The 16,789-nt window shown below is 41.8% G+C and carries 19 protein-coding genes; all 19 read left to right on the top strand.

Features of this window, described 5'->3' with window-relative positions; translation table 11 throughout:
- Positions 1-16 precede the first annotated feature (16 nt).
- Entirely contained in the window at positions 17-556 is a 540-nt protein-coding gene (locus KHM83_RS08405) for a chromate transporter (protein ID WP_213236555.1), read from the top strand.
- Positions 553-1,104, top strand: a complete 552-nt coding sequence (locus KHM83_RS08400) for a chromate transporter (protein WP_213236554.1) — start codon at positions 553-555, stop codon at positions 1,102-1,104. The genes KHM83_RS08405 and KHM83_RS08400 overlap by 4 nt, the downstream gene beginning before the upstream one ends.
- 222 nt (positions 1,105-1,326) lie before the next feature.
- Complete coding sequence (locus KHM83_RS08395; RefSeq protein WP_213236553.1) at positions 1,327-1,776, top strand: arginine repressor; 450 nt, start codon at positions 1,327-1,329, stop codon at positions 1,774-1,776.
- Between the two features lie 27 nt (positions 1,777-1,803).
- On the top strand, positions 1,804-3,489 hold the full coding sequence (recN, locus tag KHM83_RS08390; protein WP_213236552.1) for a DNA repair protein RecN: 1,686 nt from the start codon (positions 1,804-1,806) through the stop codon (positions 3,487-3,489).
- A 21-nt stretch (positions 3,490-3,510) separates the two neighbouring features.
- Entirely contained in the window at positions 3,511-4,704 is a 1,194-nt protein-coding gene (locus KHM83_RS08385; RefSeq protein WP_213236551.1) for a GGDEF domain-containing protein, read from the top strand.
- A 94-nt stretch (positions 4,705-4,798) separates the two neighbouring features.
- Positions 4,799-5,680: a site-specific tyrosine recombinase XerD gene (gene xerD / locus KHM83_RS08380; RefSeq protein ID WP_213236550.1), complete on the top strand. Its 882-nt coding sequence runs from the start codon at positions 4,799-4,801 to the stop codon at positions 5,678-5,680.
- A 30-nt stretch (positions 5,681-5,710) separates the two neighbouring features.
- Positions 5,711-6,877 carry a phosphopentomutase gene (locus KHM83_RS08375; RefSeq protein WP_213236549.1) on the top strand — a complete coding sequence of 389 codons (1,167 nt, stop codon included), beginning with the start codon at positions 5,711-5,713 and terminating at the stop codon, positions 6,875-6,877.
- An 11-nt stretch (positions 6,878-6,888) separates the two neighbouring features.
- Positions 6,889-7,716, top strand: a complete 828-nt coding sequence (locus KHM83_RS08370) for a purine-nucleoside phosphorylase (RefSeq protein WP_343213131.1) — start codon at positions 6,889-6,891, stop codon at positions 7,714-7,716.
- A 9-nt stretch (positions 7,717-7,725) separates the two neighbouring features.
- Positions 7,726-9,027: a pyrimidine-nucleoside phosphorylase gene (locus KHM83_RS08365; RefSeq protein ID WP_213236548.1), complete on the top strand. Its 1,302-nt coding sequence runs from the start codon at positions 7,726-7,728 to the stop codon at positions 9,025-9,027.
- 132 nt (positions 9,028-9,159) lie between these two features.
- Entirely contained in the window at positions 9,160-10,386 is a 1,227-nt protein-coding gene (locus KHM83_RS08360) for a tRNA nucleotidyltransferase/poly(A) polymerase family protein (RefSeq protein WP_213236547.1), read from the top strand.
- A gap of 40 nt (positions 10,387-10,426) precedes the next feature.
- Positions 10,427-11,185 carry a segregation and condensation protein A gene (locus KHM83_RS08355; RefSeq protein WP_213236546.1) on the top strand — a complete coding sequence of 253 codons (759 nt, stop codon included), beginning with the start codon at positions 10,427-10,429 and terminating at the stop codon, positions 11,183-11,185.
- Positions 11,175-11,789 carry an SMC-Scp complex subunit ScpB gene (gene scpB / locus KHM83_RS08350; RefSeq protein WP_213236545.1) on the top strand — a complete coding sequence of 205 codons (615 nt, stop codon included), beginning with the start codon at positions 11,175-11,177 and terminating at the stop codon, positions 11,787-11,789. Before KHM83_RS08355 ends, scpB begins: the two co-directional genes overlap by 11 nt.
- Entirely contained in the window at positions 11,761-12,201 is a 441-nt protein-coding gene (locus tag KHM83_RS08345; RefSeq protein ID WP_213236544.1) for a GNAT family N-acetyltransferase, read from the top strand. Before scpB ends, KHM83_RS08345 begins: the two co-directional genes overlap by 29 nt.
- Positions 12,198-12,767: a class I SAM-dependent methyltransferase gene (locus KHM83_RS08340; protein WP_213236543.1), complete on the top strand. Its 570-nt coding sequence runs from the start codon at positions 12,198-12,200 to the stop codon at positions 12,765-12,767. Before KHM83_RS08345 ends, KHM83_RS08340 begins: the two co-directional genes overlap by 4 nt.
- Before the next feature lie 338 nt (positions 12,768-13,105).
- Positions 13,106-13,321 carry a 4Fe-4S dicluster domain-containing protein gene (locus KHM83_RS08335; protein ID WP_213236542.1) on the top strand — a complete coding sequence of 72 codons (216 nt, stop codon included), beginning with the start codon at positions 13,106-13,108 and terminating at the stop codon, positions 13,319-13,321.
- Positions 13,314-14,447, top strand: a complete 1,134-nt coding sequence (locus tag KHM83_RS08330; protein WP_213236541.1) for a 2-oxoacid:acceptor oxidoreductase subunit alpha — start codon at positions 13,314-13,316, stop codon at positions 14,445-14,447. The genes KHM83_RS08335 and KHM83_RS08330 overlap by 8 nt, the downstream gene beginning before the upstream one ends.
- On the top strand, positions 14,447-15,259 hold the full coding sequence (locus tag KHM83_RS08325; RefSeq protein ID WP_213236540.1) for a thiamine pyrophosphate-dependent enzyme: 813 nt from the start codon (positions 14,447-14,449) through the stop codon (positions 15,257-15,259). Before KHM83_RS08330 ends, KHM83_RS08325 begins: the two co-directional genes overlap by 1 nt.
- Before the next feature lie 69 nt (positions 15,260-15,328).
- Entirely contained in the window at positions 15,329-15,871 is a 543-nt protein-coding gene (locus tag KHM83_RS08320; protein ID WP_213236539.1) for a 2-oxoacid:acceptor oxidoreductase family protein, read from the top strand.
- A gap of 8 nt (positions 15,872-15,879) precedes the next feature.
- Positions 15,880-16,731, top strand: a complete 852-nt coding sequence (locus KHM83_RS08315; RefSeq protein WP_213236538.1) for a MurR/RpiR family transcriptional regulator — start codon at positions 15,880-15,882, stop codon at positions 16,729-16,731.
- Positions 16,732-16,789: the final 58 nt, after the last annotated feature.

The raw sequence follows: 16,789 nt of genomic DNA, 5'->3' as shown, positions 1-16,789 counted from the left end.
GAAGTAGGAGTTGAAATTGGGTAGATATCTAAGGCTGTGGGCAATTTTCTTCAAAGTTGGATTGCTGACAATTGGCGGCGGTTATGCGATGCTGCCAATTTTAGAAAAAGAATTAACCGGTGAAAAAGCGATTATGGATATGACTGAGGTATTGGAATGTTATTCTTTGGCACAGTCGCTGCCAGGTGTTATCGCTTCCAATACAGCGGCCTTCATTGGCTATAGACTCGGCGGCATACCAGGCGCTTTCGCCTGTGTACTGGGCGTTATTTCGCCTTCGATTGTCATTATCACATTTATTGCCATGATTTTTGAACAAATGAAGCAAACCATTTGGGTGCAAAAGGCGTTTCAAGGCGTTCGGATTGTCGTATTGGTCTTGCTAATTGATTCATTGAGACGTATGGCTGGTAAAGCACTTGACAATCGTTTTGATATCTTCATGGCTGTGGTGTCCTTTATATTGGTTTTTACGGATATCCTGTCACCGGTGGGGATGCTGATTATTGCGGCAATCGTTATGAACATTTATGGCAGAAAGAGAGGTAGCGTATGAATCTCGTGACCTTTCTATTGACGTTTGTTAAAATTGGTACGATTACTTATGGCGGCGGTTTAGCAATGATACCGTTATTGCAGGATTTTGCCACATCGAACGGCTGGCTCAGTGTAAGGGACTTTACAGATCTCATTGCCATTTCCCAGTCGACGCCCGGTCCGATTGCCATTAACCTCGCTACTTTCATCGGCTTTAAAAAATTTCTGTTTTCTGGTGCTGTTCTCGCATCTGTAGCAGTCGTATTACCGGGGACGTTTCTCGTGATTCTCGTATCAAAATTCTTGCAGCACTTTAATGAACATCCAACGGTTCGGCTGACTTTAGCCGGATTAAAAGTATCCGTTATTGGATTGCTTGGAATGGCAGTGTATCAAGTAGCGCGTGTTGCTTTTTTTGATAGTACATCCGGACCGATTCCATGGGCGCAATTTGATATCAAGGCTGGGATACTCTTTATCGGTGTATGGGTTGCCAATCAAAAGACTTCTTTTCACCCGGTTGTATATTTGGTATGCGGTGGTGTCATCGGCGTGTTGCTCTGGTAATGCCCAGGAGAACATGTATATCGTAAAGCGGTGAGTGGGTGAGAGCTGTTTACTGCGAAGCGTTAAAGTCTTTTGATCATTTAGTGAATGTACTTGTATGGTGTGATGAATATTCATTGATGAGTATTGCCGAAAAGGATTTTTTACACTATATTTTACTTCGAATCAAATTTATAATATAATAATGTCGTTAAGCAATTATGTAAACACAGGGGAGGCTTTATGAAGTATTCAAGACAATCAAAAATTCTTGAAATCATTGAAACAAAGGACATTGAGACTCAAGATGAACTTGCAAATCAACTTAGAACAGCGGGATTTCAAGTGACACAAGCAACGGTTTCAAGAGATATCAAGGAGATGCGGTTGATCAAGGTTCTCACGAAAGAAGGACGGTATAAATATGCAGCGATTCGTGAAAAAGAAGGTGCCGTTAATGATCGATTCTTAAAAATTTATCGCAATTCTGTGATCTCGCTTGATTATGCAGGCAATATTATTGTCATTAAGACACTGGTGGGGTCGGCCAATGCTGCTGCAGTTTCAATTGACGCCTTAAATATTAAGGATATTGTGGGTTCTATTGCGGGCGATGATACAATATTTCTAGTGATTAAAGATGCCAGTCGTGTTGAAGGCATTATGAATCAGTTTAAATCACTCTTAATTTAAGATAGCTGGCACATTGGGGGACATGTTATGATATTTGAACTTAAAATAAAAGATTTTATTCTAATCGAATCTGAAACAGTTCTTTTTAAAGATGGTTTGAATATTATTACAGGTGAAACCGGTGCCGGCAAATCAATGATTCTTGGGGCGATTAACTTGGTGCTAGGTGCACCTGCCAGTAATGATGTTATTCGCTTAGGGGCAGATGGTGCCCAAATTCAATGTAGTTTTTTTGCCAATGAACGTGCCAATGAGGTATTAAAGACAGCGGGAATAGCAGTTGATCCGGATCTTATTGTCATTTCAAGAGAAATCAGTCGTAAAGGCAGACGTATTTCTCGCATAAATGGTGAAACAGCTACCCTCAACGTTATCAAAGAAGTGACACAATATTTATTGGACATTCATGGCCAATTTGATAATCAAGCGCTGTTCAATAAGGCGTACCAGTTGGAGCTTGTCGATGCATACGGCGGTGCAGCACTTATTGCAAAGCGCAAACAATTGTCGGAAATTTTCGAAAAATTACATACTGAAATAGCGTTGAGGGATGAACTTTTAAACACTGATGAAAATAAAGAAAAACAGGTGGATTTTTTAAATTTTCAATGTAAAGAAATTGATGAGGTCGCGCTTAAAGTTGGTGAGGATGAGACGATTGAAGCATCTTTTGCCTACTATACCAATCTGGAACGTATTGCAGAGGCCTTCGAATCGGCAGAAGCTGTCTTTGAAGGCGAATTCGGCGATGGGGTGCTTTCAGCGCTATCAAAGCTTACGGCTGCCTTCCACAAGGTTGAAGCTTTTGATGAACACGTCAAGGGATTTTCCAAACGGCTCTCTGAACAGTTCTATTTGCTTGAAGATCTTTCAAGAGATTTAAATCACTTTGCTGAAACACTGTCAGCGGATCCGGAACAATATGCACAGCTCGAAAAGCGATTGGATGATATTAATCGGCTTAAGTCAAAATACGGCAAGACCGTCGAAGTGATTCTCGATTATCGTCAGTCAATTGCGGAACAGCTAGAGGCCTATGAACAGCTTGATGTGCGTATTGCAGCACATGAGAAGCAGATCAGTGTGTATGAAAAAGCGTATGATACGATGGCAGATGAATTGACGGCGATGCGAATGAAAGCTTCAAAGCCGCTTAAAAAAGCAGTTACGGCAGAATTGACCGCACTGAATATGAAAGCGGCTACTTTTGATATTCAGATAGAACTGTCACATGAACGCACAGCATCAGGACGAGACGATATTGCTTTTGTTATTGCAACAAATGCCGGACAGCCCTTAAAACCGCTCAAGCGCGTATTGTCCGGTGGCGAACTGTCAAGGCTAATGCTGGCGATAAAAATGATACTTGGGATTTCAGATCATGATGTTGCTCAGATTTTCGATGAAATTGATGCGGGGATCAGTGGCGCAACGGCCAATGTCGTCGGTGAAAAGCTGCATGCGTTAGCATCGGATAATCAGATTGTCTGCATTACACACTTGCCGCAAATTGCTGTGTTTGCAGATCATCATTTTAGAATAGTTAAGGCTTCTGAGGCATCGGGTGCCAAGACGATGATTGAGGCCATTGAAGGTGATGCGGTGGTTGAGGAGATTGGTCGTCTTGTCGGTGGCGTTGAAATGACGCGAAATACTGTCGCACATGCAAAGGAAATGTTGACAAACGCTGTTAAACGGAAGCAAAATCACTGACAATGATGTGAGGGGCACCATATGTTGAACTTTGTTTTTGCGTTTTTGAGTGCAATCTCTGTACAGTGGGGATTAATTGAAATCGCACCGGGATTAAAAACGAAATCTTATTATCGCCATATGGCTTCGCTCATCCTTATGGGAAGCATGCATCTTTTTTTGAGAGGTGATCTGTTGCCGCACGTGTTAGTCTACTATATGATTTTCATGTTGTGGATGATGCTTGCTTACAGGACGAGTTCCTTTATCGCTGCAGTTACAGCAGTGCTCCTCTTTATTGCCCAGACGTTCTCAGCGTTAATCACAACCAATATAAGTCTTTTTCTCTTAAATCGCATCTACGATTTTAGAATACTCTTTCGTTATCAAGATGGGCTGGTGATACTGATATTTGCAGGGGTTTACATCTTTGTCATAAAGTATTATCAATGGATGATGAAACTTTTTAAAAATATTGTCGCATTGGATCGACATCATCAGCGCATTATTGTTATCAGTGATTTGATTATTTTTTCACTTTTCATTATTTATCAGCGTTATACACTGGCCAACCTTGCCTGTATTGTTCATACAGACGGTTTTATACTCATAGATTCTGTAAAGCGCTATATGCTCTATTCCTATTTGGCGCTGACGGCGATTGCCATGTTCTTGATATTGATGGTGAATCGGCAATTGATTATTGACAATAATTTAGCCAGATATAAATTTAAAGCAGAAGTTGACCCGCTTACAGGCGTTCTCAGCAGAGATGCTGGCATTAATGTTTTGAGGGAAGAGATGAAGAATGCGGCACGAATGTCTACAGAACTGACCATTGCCTATATTGATGTCAATGATCTGAAATTTGTCAACGATAAATTTGGTCATAATGAAGGTGATCAATTATTAAAGCAAATAACGGAAATTATTCAGGGGAATTTACGGGATCTTGATATTATTGCAAGATTGGGTGGAGATGAATTCATGATCGTCTTTACAAAATGCGGACAAGTACAGGCGGAAAAAGTTTGGCGGCGGATTAAAGATGAGTTTACACAAATGAATCGAAATGGTTCACTGCCATATGGTATCAGTGCCAGTGTAGGATTTACACAATTTGATGCTGCGAAGCATCGGTCGGTTAGCACACTGCTGCATGAAGCAGACGGGGAAATGTACAGTCAAAAGAAATCATCGAAAAACAGATTTTCTTCAAAGCATAGGCGTAATTAGCAGTAAAGTTATTGGTAAAACTGCACAAAAGATGACGGAAAGACTTTTTCGATGCACATCAATCATATAAAATAATGTAAGGGAGCATTTGGGGATGAAAGTGTTACAAGAAGCGTTTAGCGTTTATTTGACAGACGTGAGAAAGCTATCAAAAAATACGGTAGACAGTTATCAAAGGGATTTAAAGATTTTTGGAAAGTATTTAACGACAAATGGGATAGACGATTATACGGCGGCTTCACATATCGATCTTTTGGCATATACCATTGCTTTAAAGAAAGAAGGTATGGCAAATGCAACGATTTCGCGTAAAATCGCATCACTCAGAACTTTTTATGGTTTTATGCACCATAATGGGTATATAAAAAGCAATCCCACAGTTGAGCTGGAAGCACCGAAGGCAGAGCGAAAAATGCCGAATGTACTGACACTTGCTCAAGTGGAAGAACTTATTGAGATGCCGGACAATCGCACGGCTATAGGCAAACGGGACAAAGCGATGATCGAATTACTTTATGCAACGGGCATTCGCGTATCTGAGCTCGTATCATTAGGTCTTTCGGATGTGAATATCAATATGGGCTATGTACGCTGTAGGTCAACACAGAAATCACGTGTTGTGCCAATGGGGACAATGGCTTCCAAAGCACTTGATCAGTATATTCACCATGGAAGATGCAAGCTCGTCAGCGAAGATGAAGAAGCACTGTTCGTCAATTATTATGGCAAGCGCATATCGAGACAGGGATTTTGGAAAATTATTAAGCAGTATACCGAAACGCTGGATGTAGCTCATGAGATTACACCGCATACCCTGAGGCATTCCTTTGCGCTGCATCTTATACAGAATGGTGCTGATCTAAAATCAGTTCAGGAGATGTTGGGGCATTCCGATGTATCGACGACCCAAATCTATCTGGAAATGTCTAATGCAAAAATTAAGGAGATTTATTCGAAAGCACATCCAAGAGCCTAGAGAGGCTCTTTTTTTTAAGGAGGCACTAACATGGTAAAACGCGTTATATTATTTGTAATGGACAGTGTTGGCATTGGGGCAATGCCGGATTCAGAAAGATTTGGTGATATTGGTGTCAGTACATTGGGGCATATTGCAGCATCTGGCAATTTCAATATTCCCAATCTAAAAGCGCTTGGTATCGGCAATATTGACGGTATCGACTATATTGAACCCGCATCAGAACCAATCGGAGCATTTGGCAGGTCTATGGAAGCTTCCAACGGAAAAGATACGACAACAGGACATTGGGAGATTGCCGGCCTGCGCATTGATACGCCGTTCAAAACATATCCGAATGGGTTTCCGGATCGAATTATTAAAGCCTTTGAAACAAAGACCGGTCGAAAAGTACTGTGCAATGCACCGGCATCCGGTACAGAAATTATTGCTGAACTCGGAGAGCAGCACATGAAGTCAGGCGATTTAATTGTCTATACTTCTGCCGACAGTGTCTTTCAAATTGCAGCACATGAAGCAATCGTACCACTTGAACAGCTCTATGCATATTGTCAGATTGCCAGAGAACTTTTAATGGGTGAAGACCAAGTGGCACGTGTAATTGCGAGGCCATTTGTCGGAACACCGGGCAATTTTACCAGAACGTCAAACCGCAGGGATTATTCTGTTAAACCATTTGGAAAGACGGTACTGGATCATGCAAAAGAGGCGGGATTGCGCGTAAAATCTGTTGGAAAGATTTATGATATTTTCGATGGTGAAGGCATTACGGACGAGATTCATACGAAAGACAATATGGATGGTGTCGATCAAACCATTCGCTTTTTAAAAGAAAACTTTGAAGGGATTATTTTTACGAACCTCGTGGACTTTGATGCCAAATTTGGTCATAGACGCAATGTTGACGGTTACAGAGAAGCGATTGAAGCACTTGATGCACGTATTCCTGAAATTAAAGCGGCAATGAACGACGAAGATCTCATCATCTTTTTAGCAGATCACGGCAATGACCCAACGTATAAGGGCACAGACCATACACGAGAGTTTATTCCGCTTTTAATTTACGGCAATGCGGTAAAAGCCGGCGCCAATATTGGTACGCGCAAGACCTTTTCAGATGTTGCAGCGACGGTTTCGGACATTTTGGGGATTGAGGCGACGCCAAACGGTGAAAGTTTCAAAAAGATGATTCTTTAGTCAGGGGGATAATGATGGAGACGATGGCGGTTAATTTAATCGAGGCGAAAGAATTTGTAGCACAGTATATTGACGAAGCGCCAACAGTTGGTCTCATTCTAGGTTCCGGCCTAGGTGATTTGGCAGAAGAAATTGAATCACCCGTATTCATTCCGTATAATCTCATTCCTTATTTTCCAATTTCTACGGTTGAAGGACATATGGGACGTTTTGTTTACGGCGATTTTATGGGGAAAAAAGTGATTGCCATGCAGGGGCGATTTCACTTTTACGAAGGCTACAGCATGCGTGATATCACATTTCCAATTCGCGTTATGAAAGCGATTGGCGTCAAGCACATTATTTTGACCAATGCTGCCGGTGGTGTGAATCGTAAGTTTAAACCGGGTGATCTCATGTTGATTACGGATCAGATTAACATAAGCGGCCATAGCCCGCTTATCGGCAGAAACGATCCAACACTTGGTCCGAGATTCCCAGATTGTTCAAATTTGTACGACCACGATTTTAACGATCGCGTTATCGGTTTGGCAAAAGCATTGCAGTTAGAATTACAACAAGGTGTGTACTTCTACAGCACGGGGCCGCAGTATGAAACGCCGGCAGAGATTAAAATGGCAGCGCTGCTCGGAGCAGATGCCGTTGGCATGTCCACTGTTCCCGAAGCGATTGTAGCCGCACATGCTGGTATGAAAGTGACAGGGATATCCTGTATTACCAATATGGCTGCCGGGATTCAAAAGACGGCGCTGAATCATCACGAAGTCGTTGAAACAGCAAATCGGGTTAAGACAAACTTCAGCAAGCTCGTTAAGAAAATGATTGAAATTACCGGTTAGGAGGCAGACATGCGAGCAGTCGATATCATCAACAAAAAAAAATACGGCAATGCGTTGACGACAGATGAAATTCGTTTTATCGTTGACGGTTATACCAAAGGCGAAATTCCCGATTACCAAATGTCTGCCCTTTGCATGGCAATTTATTTTCAGAGTATGGATAGCAGAGAAATTGCAGATTTGACCATGGCGATGGTCAAGTCTGGTGACGAAGTGGATTTATCGGCAATCAATGGCATTAAAGTTGATAAGCATTCAACGGGTGGCGTCGGCGATAAAATCAGTCTGATTGTTATACCATTAGTCGCATCAGTTGGTATTCCGGTTGCTAAAATGTCCGGTCGTGGCTTGGGACATACTGGCGGTACGGTTGATAAGCTCGAATCGATCAGTGGGTTTAAAATTGAATTAACCCCCAATGCATTTATTGAAAATGTTAATCGTTATAAGATGGCGATCGTCGGTCAATCTGGGAATCTAACGCCGGCAGACAAAAAAATCTATGCACTGCGTGATGTTACGGGAACGATTGATAGTATTCCGCTTATTGCCAGTTCCATTATGAGCAAGAAAATCGCATCAGGTGCTGATGCGATTGTACTTGATGTCAAAGTGGGCTCCGGCGCGTTTATGAAAGAGCTTAAAGATGCCAGAGCGCTTGCCGAAACCATGGTAGCCATTGGAAAATCATTGGATCGCAAGACCGTGGCAGTCATAACAAATATGGATCAGCCCCTTGGACATGAAATCGGCAATGCCAATGAAGTTACAGAGGCCATTGCGGTGCTCAGTGGGAGAGGCGATGCTGACGAGCGGCATGTCGCACTGACCATTGCATCGCATATGTGTGTGCTCGGCGGTGCATTCAGAGAGGTGTCGGATGCTTACAAGCATTTAGAGACAGTTATTGCCAGCGGCGAGGCATTGCAGTTTCTTAAGACGTTTATCCGTATTCAGGGCGGCGATGAAACAATAGTCGACGATCCTGCAAAATTGCCGGCAGCGACGAAGCACATAGAGGTTAAGGCAGATATTGAAGGGTATATTACAGGACTTGATGCCGAAAAAATAGGCCTTGCAGCAATGCTTTTAGGTGCCGGACGGAAGACAAAAGAAGATCCAATTGACTATGCGGCAGGGATTACCCTTAGTAAAAAGATTGGAGACTATGTTAATTTTGGCGATGTCCTCTGTTTACTGCATACGAATGTTGACGATGTGCTTGAAGCAGAAAAGCAGATACGGTCTGCCTACCGTTTTTCGACACAACAGCCTGAAGCGCTTCAGTATGTCATTGATATCATCAGTTAACGGTGTTTTAAAGCAGTTTTATGAAGTAATTGATAATTGCCTGCAGGCTTATGTCTGCAGGTTTTTTGGTGTTAACACCGCTGCATAAATGTTATAATGGAATGAAACATCAAGATGGGCGGGAGCGGGAAAATGGATGACATCATACGACTTCGCGAATTGTTAATGGATTTACTTCAAATAGACACCGCTGACTTTTTCTTTGTTGGCGGCCTCATAAGAGACATGCTGTTGCACCGTCAGACGACAGATGTTGATATTGCATTTGAAGGTGATTTTGACAAGACTTTTCACCAGCTGTCGAAGGCTTACGCTGTGACAGCCTCTAAAGTTTCTACCATGCAGCTGACAATTGGTCGCTATTCAATTGATTTTGCGATGATGCGGCAGGAAATCTATCCTAATGCTGATGGTTTTCCAATTGTCCAACCAGCGTCGCCGAAAGTCGATATGCAGCGTCGCGATTTTACTGTCAATACAGGTTATGCGCTCATTTGTGAAGAAAATATTGATGCGGTCTGCCATTATTTATCGGAAATGCGGCCAGTGGGGCTTGAGATTGCCTATGCGCATACGCATTTTTTGCGGGATTTAAATAATCGTGTCTTGGCAGTACTTCATCCGATGTCGTTTGAAGAAGATCCAACGCGACTGATACGCGTTATAAAATATACGGTGGCAAATGGTTTTAAAATGGATCGAAAAACACGTCGCTTCTTTCAAGACAGCGTTGCTTCTGGTGCCATTAAAAGGCTTCCAGCATCCAGACTTTATGGTGCGCTGTTAAAAGTCATGGTTTTGCCTGAATGGCTTGATGCGGCTGCATTTATTGCTGAAAAAAAGGTGCTTGCGCCTTGGTTTAATGCGGCACTGCCATCACTTGATGTCACATGTGCAAAAGACTGGGAAAAGCTGGCGCCAAATGCATCGTTTTATCGCTTTGCCGTCTTGCTGGGTGATGAAATAGCGTGCTTTACTGCTCATTTCGGCAAGCGTGTTACACAATACCTCAGGATATCAGAAGCGTTTGAAAAACTTCAAAGGACTGAAGGATCAGAAAATATTTACTTATATAAGTTATATTGTCAGATGCAAAATATGCCGAATGCAGTGTTGGCAGCTTTGGGTTATCTCTGTGCACGTCAGTACTCGGCGTACTTGCCGCTCTATCAATTTATAATTGCGGAGGGGATGTCGATTACGGCGCCGCTCAATGGCAATGAGCTCAAGCAGAGGGGGATTATGAATATACGGGAAGCGAAAGCGTCACTGATGGCAGCGCAACTGGCAAAGCGTTATCGTGGTGATGGTGATCTGACAGATGATGAGATTGAGATTATTATCGCAAAATGGCGGTAATCAAGTATAAATTAAATGAAGGCATACAATGAGGTAATCAATGAAAATAGAAATACAACTAGATGCGTTTGAAGGGCCGCTGGATTTGCTGCTCCATCTCATAACGCGTGATGAAATTGATATTTACGATATTCCCATTGTCAGTATTACGACACAGTATATGACGATTATCGAAAACAGTGATCTCAATTTGGATCGTACCAGTGAATTTCTTGTGATGGCAGCAACGCTGCTGGAAATAAAATCAAAGATGCTCCTGCCAAATCACGATCGAGAAGCACTGCAATTTGAAATGGAGGATTCAGATCCTCGAGAAGAATTGGTGCGTCGTCTGGTTAATTACAAGCGATATAAAGATGCAGCACAGAGACTTCAAGCGTTTGAGGGGACGCTTGATGAAATAGTATTTAAAGAACAGGAAGAACTTTCGAATTATATCAGTGCACAAGGTGTTGACGATTCGCTTTCCCTCGACCAAGCGCTTTTAACAGAGGCACTTTCACGTGTCGTTTTGAAAATGAAACGTTTCGATGAACAGCGTGCTGATTTTTTTGGTAAAATAAGAAGAGATCACTTTACCGTCGAAGAAAAAATTGAACAGATTGAACGCATGACCAATGAGGCAAATGTCTGCTTTGATGACCTGTTATCGGAGACTAGAATTAAGGAGGAAGTTGTCGTAACGTTTTTGGCATTGCTTGAACTGCTGAAACTTGGACGCATTCGCATTTCGCAGGCGGGGTTGTTTGAGCCGATCTACATTGAACGGGCGACAGAAGAAACAAAATATGCAAATTGAAATAGGAAAAAATTTAGAAATATCAGCAGACGATCGTGAAAAAATGTCTGCGATAGAGTCAGTGCTGTTCGTTTGGGGAGAACCGCTAAGCCTTAGTCGAATTGCAAAAATACTTGAAATTAAGCCGGCTCATGCTGAACGACTGCTAGAAGAAATGCAGCGCATTGCTGAAGCCGAAAGACGTGGTATTCAAATTTTAGAAGTCGATAAGCACTATCAGCTGTGTACGCGCAAAGAAAATTATGCTTATATCGAAACGCTATGTCAGACATCCAAGAGTAGGGGACTATCCAATTCAGCACTTGAAGTGCTTACCATTGTTGCTTATAAGCAGCCTATTACCAAACTCGATATAGAACAAGTGCGGGGTGTCAACTCTGATGCAGCCCTTCAGAGTTTGGCTGAGCGCGGGCTCGTCGATATTGTTGGCCGCCTTGAACGTATTGGCCGCCCGCATCTTTATGGTACGACGCAGCTCTTTTTAAAGACATTTGGGTTTAAAACGATTTCAGAATTGCCAACACTGGACGCTTTTGAAACATTTCAGGCATTTGAAACAGAAAAGGAGGCGGACGATGCTCCAGATCAGATTGATGAAACTTGAAGATACAGAACGGGCAAAGCCGTTATTTCGCGAATCACCACTATTCTTTAATAAACAAAAACTCATCATTAACCAGAGCTATGTTATTGAAGATCAGGGCGCGATCTCAGGAATTGCGAGTTACAAACTAAAAGATGAGAAGACGGCAATGATTGACTGTCTTTATGTCAAGCGAAGCGAAAGAGGCGCAAAACTTGGCGATGGTCTCTTCCGTGCAATTTTAAATCATTTGAATCTGAGGAAAATCACGACCGTATTCATTGTAGGCAATCGTGTAGCCAATGGCTTTTTTGTTGCTGAAGGGCTTGAAATTGTCGCCGTTGATCCAAATGATTCTGATTTGCTGACATTCAGAGTAGACCTGCCATCTTTTTTTGAGCGCGGCTGCAAGCACAGTGAGCCTCAGGCATGAAGACTTTTGGCAATGTTGTAAATGTATTCCGCGTACTGGTAAAAGGACATTTGTCTTCGGGGATGACCGTGTTGGATGCGACGAGCGGCAATGGTCACGATACGCTGTTTTTGCTTGACCTCGTTGGAGAAAACGGGTTTGTTTATGCGTTTGATTATCAATCGACAGCAATTGAAGCGACTGCGACGCGCTGTATGCACAATGGTGTATTGCCGACGAATCTTAAACTCATTTGCGACAGTCACGCGAATCTGGATCAGTATATTGAAAGTGAAACGCTTGATGCAGCAGTTTTCAATCTTGGCTATCTGCCGGGAGGGGACAAAGCGATTACGACAAAAGTAGAGTCAACAGCTGCTGCAATAGAAAAAGCGCTAATGGCACTTAAATCAGGCGGGTTATTGTATATTCTCTGTTATGCAGGACATCCAAGCGGTGTTGAAGAATATCGATATTTGCAGCTGAAATTGAGCGCACTTCCCCAAAGGACTTTTGACGTAATGACCGTTGATTTCATTAATCAGGCGGGGAAACCGCCTGTTATGTGGGTAATTGAAAAAAAATAAGCCAGCACGATGGAAACCAATGTAGAAACCAATGTAGAAACCAATGTAGAAACCAATATAGAAACGATGCGGAAGATCCCTTAAAGGGGTCTTTTTTAATGGTGTCAACATTGTGTATTGTATCTTTAAAAAAATGTGTTCAATCGGCAAAAAAAGAGCAAAATGCAAGCTTCGTATACAATCTCCGAGTATAATTGTATACACCTATCCATGAAGTCAAATATACAATTTGAAAGACATATTGCAAAATAGAGATATTTTTTAATTAAAATGAAATATCTCTTGCAAAACCATTATGAGATGCTATAATTGAGTTAAGAGCAAAGGAGGTATTTTCAATGGCTGTTTCCAAGGATGATTTGATGGTTCACATCAAGGAAGAATGGTGTAAGGGTTGTGGCATCTGTATTGCCTATTGTCCCAAAAAAGTTTTAGGTTTCAATGAACACGGTAAAGTATCCATGTTGGATCGAGATAATTGTATTAAATGTGGCATGTGTGAAATGAGATGCCCTGATTTTGCAATTTTTTTAGGAGGTAAGGAAAATGTCTAAAGTCATAAAGTTTCTACAGGGAAATGAAGCTTGTGTCGAAGGCGCCCTCATGGCGGGCATGAGATTTTATTCCGGTTATCCGATAACGCCTTCAACTGAGATTGCAGAACTTTCTTCAGAGAAGTTACCGAAAGTCGGCGGAAAGTTTATACAAATGGAAGATGAAATTGCGGGTATTGCAGCAGCCATTGGCGCATCGCTGACTGGCAAAAAAGCAATGACGGCAACTTCAGGCCCAGGTTTTTCACTTAAACAGGAAAATATCGGCTATGCAGCAATTGCAGAAATACCGCTTGTGGTTGTTAACGTTCAAAGGGGCGGCCCAAGTACAGGACTACCAACATCTCCAGGTCAAGGCGATGTGATGCAGGCGAAATGGGGAACACACGGGGATCATCCGGTGATTTGCCTTACGCCAGACTCCGTTAAGGAAACATTTGATTTAACGATAAGAGCTTTTAATTTAGCAGAAAAATACAGAACGCCAGTTATTTTGCTTACTGACGAAATTACTGGACACATGAGAGAGAAAATAGAGATTCCGGAAGTATCGGAACTTGAAATATATGATCGCGTCATGCCGGAAAAAGGTGCAGACTATAAAGCATACCGTTTAGATGAGGGTGACCTCGTACCTAAAATGGCGCCGTTTGGAAGTGGATTCCGCTATCACGTTACTGGTCTTATGCATGACGAAACCGGTTTTCCAAGCAACAGTACAGAAAATGCAGATGTTTTGATTAAACGTCTAATGGGAAAAATTGAAGCCAATAAAGAAGACATCATTACTTATGAAGCGTACGAAACAGACGATGCTGAATATTTGATCCTGTCATATGGCGGAACGGCGAGAACTGCTAAAGCAGCTGTTAAAAAGCTTAGAGCAGAAGGCATTAAGGTCGGTCTTTTCAGACTGATTACAGTTTGGCCTTTCCCTGAAGAACAAGTACGTGCCCTCAGTGAACAAGTTAAAGATATCCTCGTGGCAGAACTCAACTTCGGCCAAATTAAACTCGAAGTTGAACGCGTGGTAAAAGGCAATGCAAACGTTAGACTGTGCGGTAAAGCAAATGGTGAAATTTTAACACCTGAAGAGCTCATGAAAGCTTTTAAGGAGGTCCTATAATGAATAATCCTTTAGTAGAAAATTATTTTAGAGTGGATAAATTGCCGCATATCTGGTGCCCGGGCTGCGGACACGGTATTATTATGTCGGCAATTGCAAGAGCAATTGAAAAAAGCGGACTTGATAAAGACAAAGTTTGTATTGTATCCGGGATTGGCTGTTCTTCAAGAGCACCGGGATACATGGACTTTAACACATTGCATACGACACATGGTCGTGCGTTAGCCTTTGCAACAGGTGTTAAACTCGCTAACCCTGAACTCGAAGTGATTGTTATCGCAGGTGATGGCGATTTGTCAGCGATTGGCGGTAATCACCTCATTCACGCTGCTAGACGAAATATCAATCTGACAACAATTTGTTTTAACAATAACATTTATGGTATGACCGGCGGCCAATATTCACCGACGACTGCAACTGGCGACAAGGGAACGACAGCACCTTATGGCAATATTGACAGACCGTTTGACATTACACAGCTCGCAGCCGGCGCAGGTGCGACTTATGCGGCTAAAGCAACAGTATACCATGTTAATCAACTGCAAAAATACATTGAAGCAGCAATTGGTCACAAAGGTTTTTCAATGGTGGAAGCTGTCTCTGTATGTCCGACATACTATGGTAGAAAAAATAAAAAAGGTTCTGCAGTCGATATGATGAACTGGCTGAAGGATAGTTTCGTCGATATGAAAATTGCTGAAAAAATGCCTGAAAAAGCAGTTGGCAAATTTGTCATGGGTGAATATGTCAATAAGGTTGAACCAGAGTATACAGAGCTCTACGATCAAGTGATTGAACGCCTTAAAGGATAGAACTGTTTTCGAAATAAAATAAGGGGTTAACCTATTACAAAAATAGTGTATAATAAAGGAGATGAAATCATGAGTGATCAATTAGAACTTAGATTGTCCGGTTCAGGCGGTCAAGGTCTTATCACAGCGGGCATCATCCTGGCGGAGGCCGCGATACGTGATCAAAAAAATGCCATTCAAACTCAAAGCTACGGTCCTGAAGCTAGGGGCGGTGCAAGTAAAGCTGAGGTAATTATCAGTAATGAAGCCATAGATTTTCCAAAAGTTACGATTCCAAACATGACTTTTGCATTAACACAAGTTGCAGCAAACAAGTATATCAGTGATGTTTCTGAAGAGGGCACTGTTATTGTAGATGACAGCATTGAACTTCCCGAAGGGATTGTCGCAAAGCATATCTACAAGCTGCCAATTATTGAAGCAGCACGGAATGATGTCGGCAAAGAAATCGTTGCTAACATTATTGCACTTGGCGTCATTGTTGGACTGACGAAAATTGTAACTGAGGAAAGTCTTGAAGCCGCTATAATGGCTAGGATTCCAAAAGGTACTGAAACCTTGAATCAAATGGCTTTACAGAAAGGGTATGAACTGGCAAATCAATCTAAATAGGTGATTTGATGAGTAGTTCTGATTTGTTAGGACGCATAAGACAAAAATATTTGTCGCTGAGTAAAAGCCATAAAAAAATTGCGGATTATATTCTGGAAAATTATGACAAGGTTGCCTTTATGACAGCTTCGACACTTGGCAAAAACGTTGACATCAGTGAATCAACCGTTGTAAGATTTGCAAATGCCATTGATTATGACGGTTATCCGCAGCTTCAAAAGGAACTTCAAGAATCCATTAAAACAAAATTGACAACCGTACAGCGATTTGAATTTTCGAAAGAGCATACGGAAACAGAATATTTAACAAAGATCATGATCAATGATATTGACAATATTCGCTTTACCATTGATCAATTTGACTTTGAGATGATGTCCCGTGTTGTGGATGAGATTATCAAAGCGAGAAAGGTCTATGTTTTAGGACTTCGGAGTTCATCAGTACTGGCGCATTATTTGGGATTTTATTTAAATTTCATATTGCCAGAGGTTCATATTATCCAAGAGAGTGCACAGGATGTTTACGATCAGCTTCTGAACTTATCTAAGGACGATTTGATGATTGCGCTTTCTTTTCCGCGCTACTCAAAGCGAACATACGATTGTGTGAATTATGCCATTAAAAACAATGCAACAATCATTGGCATTACCGATGGGCTCAATTCACCACTTTATGAAAAAGTAAAATACTGTTTAATCGCAAAATACAACATGAACACATTTATTGATTCTCTCGTCGCACCAATGAGTTTACTAAATGCCTTAATCATCGGCGTCAGTATGCGAAAAGAAGGTGTTGAACGCAATCTGGAGAAACTGGAACGCATATGGGATGAATATGGTGTTTACAATATCAAATAGGGGATAATGAATTGCTTTAACCCTCGATTTGCGATATAATCTAAAGTGAAATACCACC

It is taken from the genome of Fusibacter paucivorans, assembly GCF_018390735.1.
GTDB lineage: Bacteria > Bacillota > Clostridia > Peptostreptococcales > Acidaminobacteraceae > Fusibacter > Fusibacter paucivorans.
This window is presented reverse-complemented; position numbering and strand designations above follow the sequence as displayed.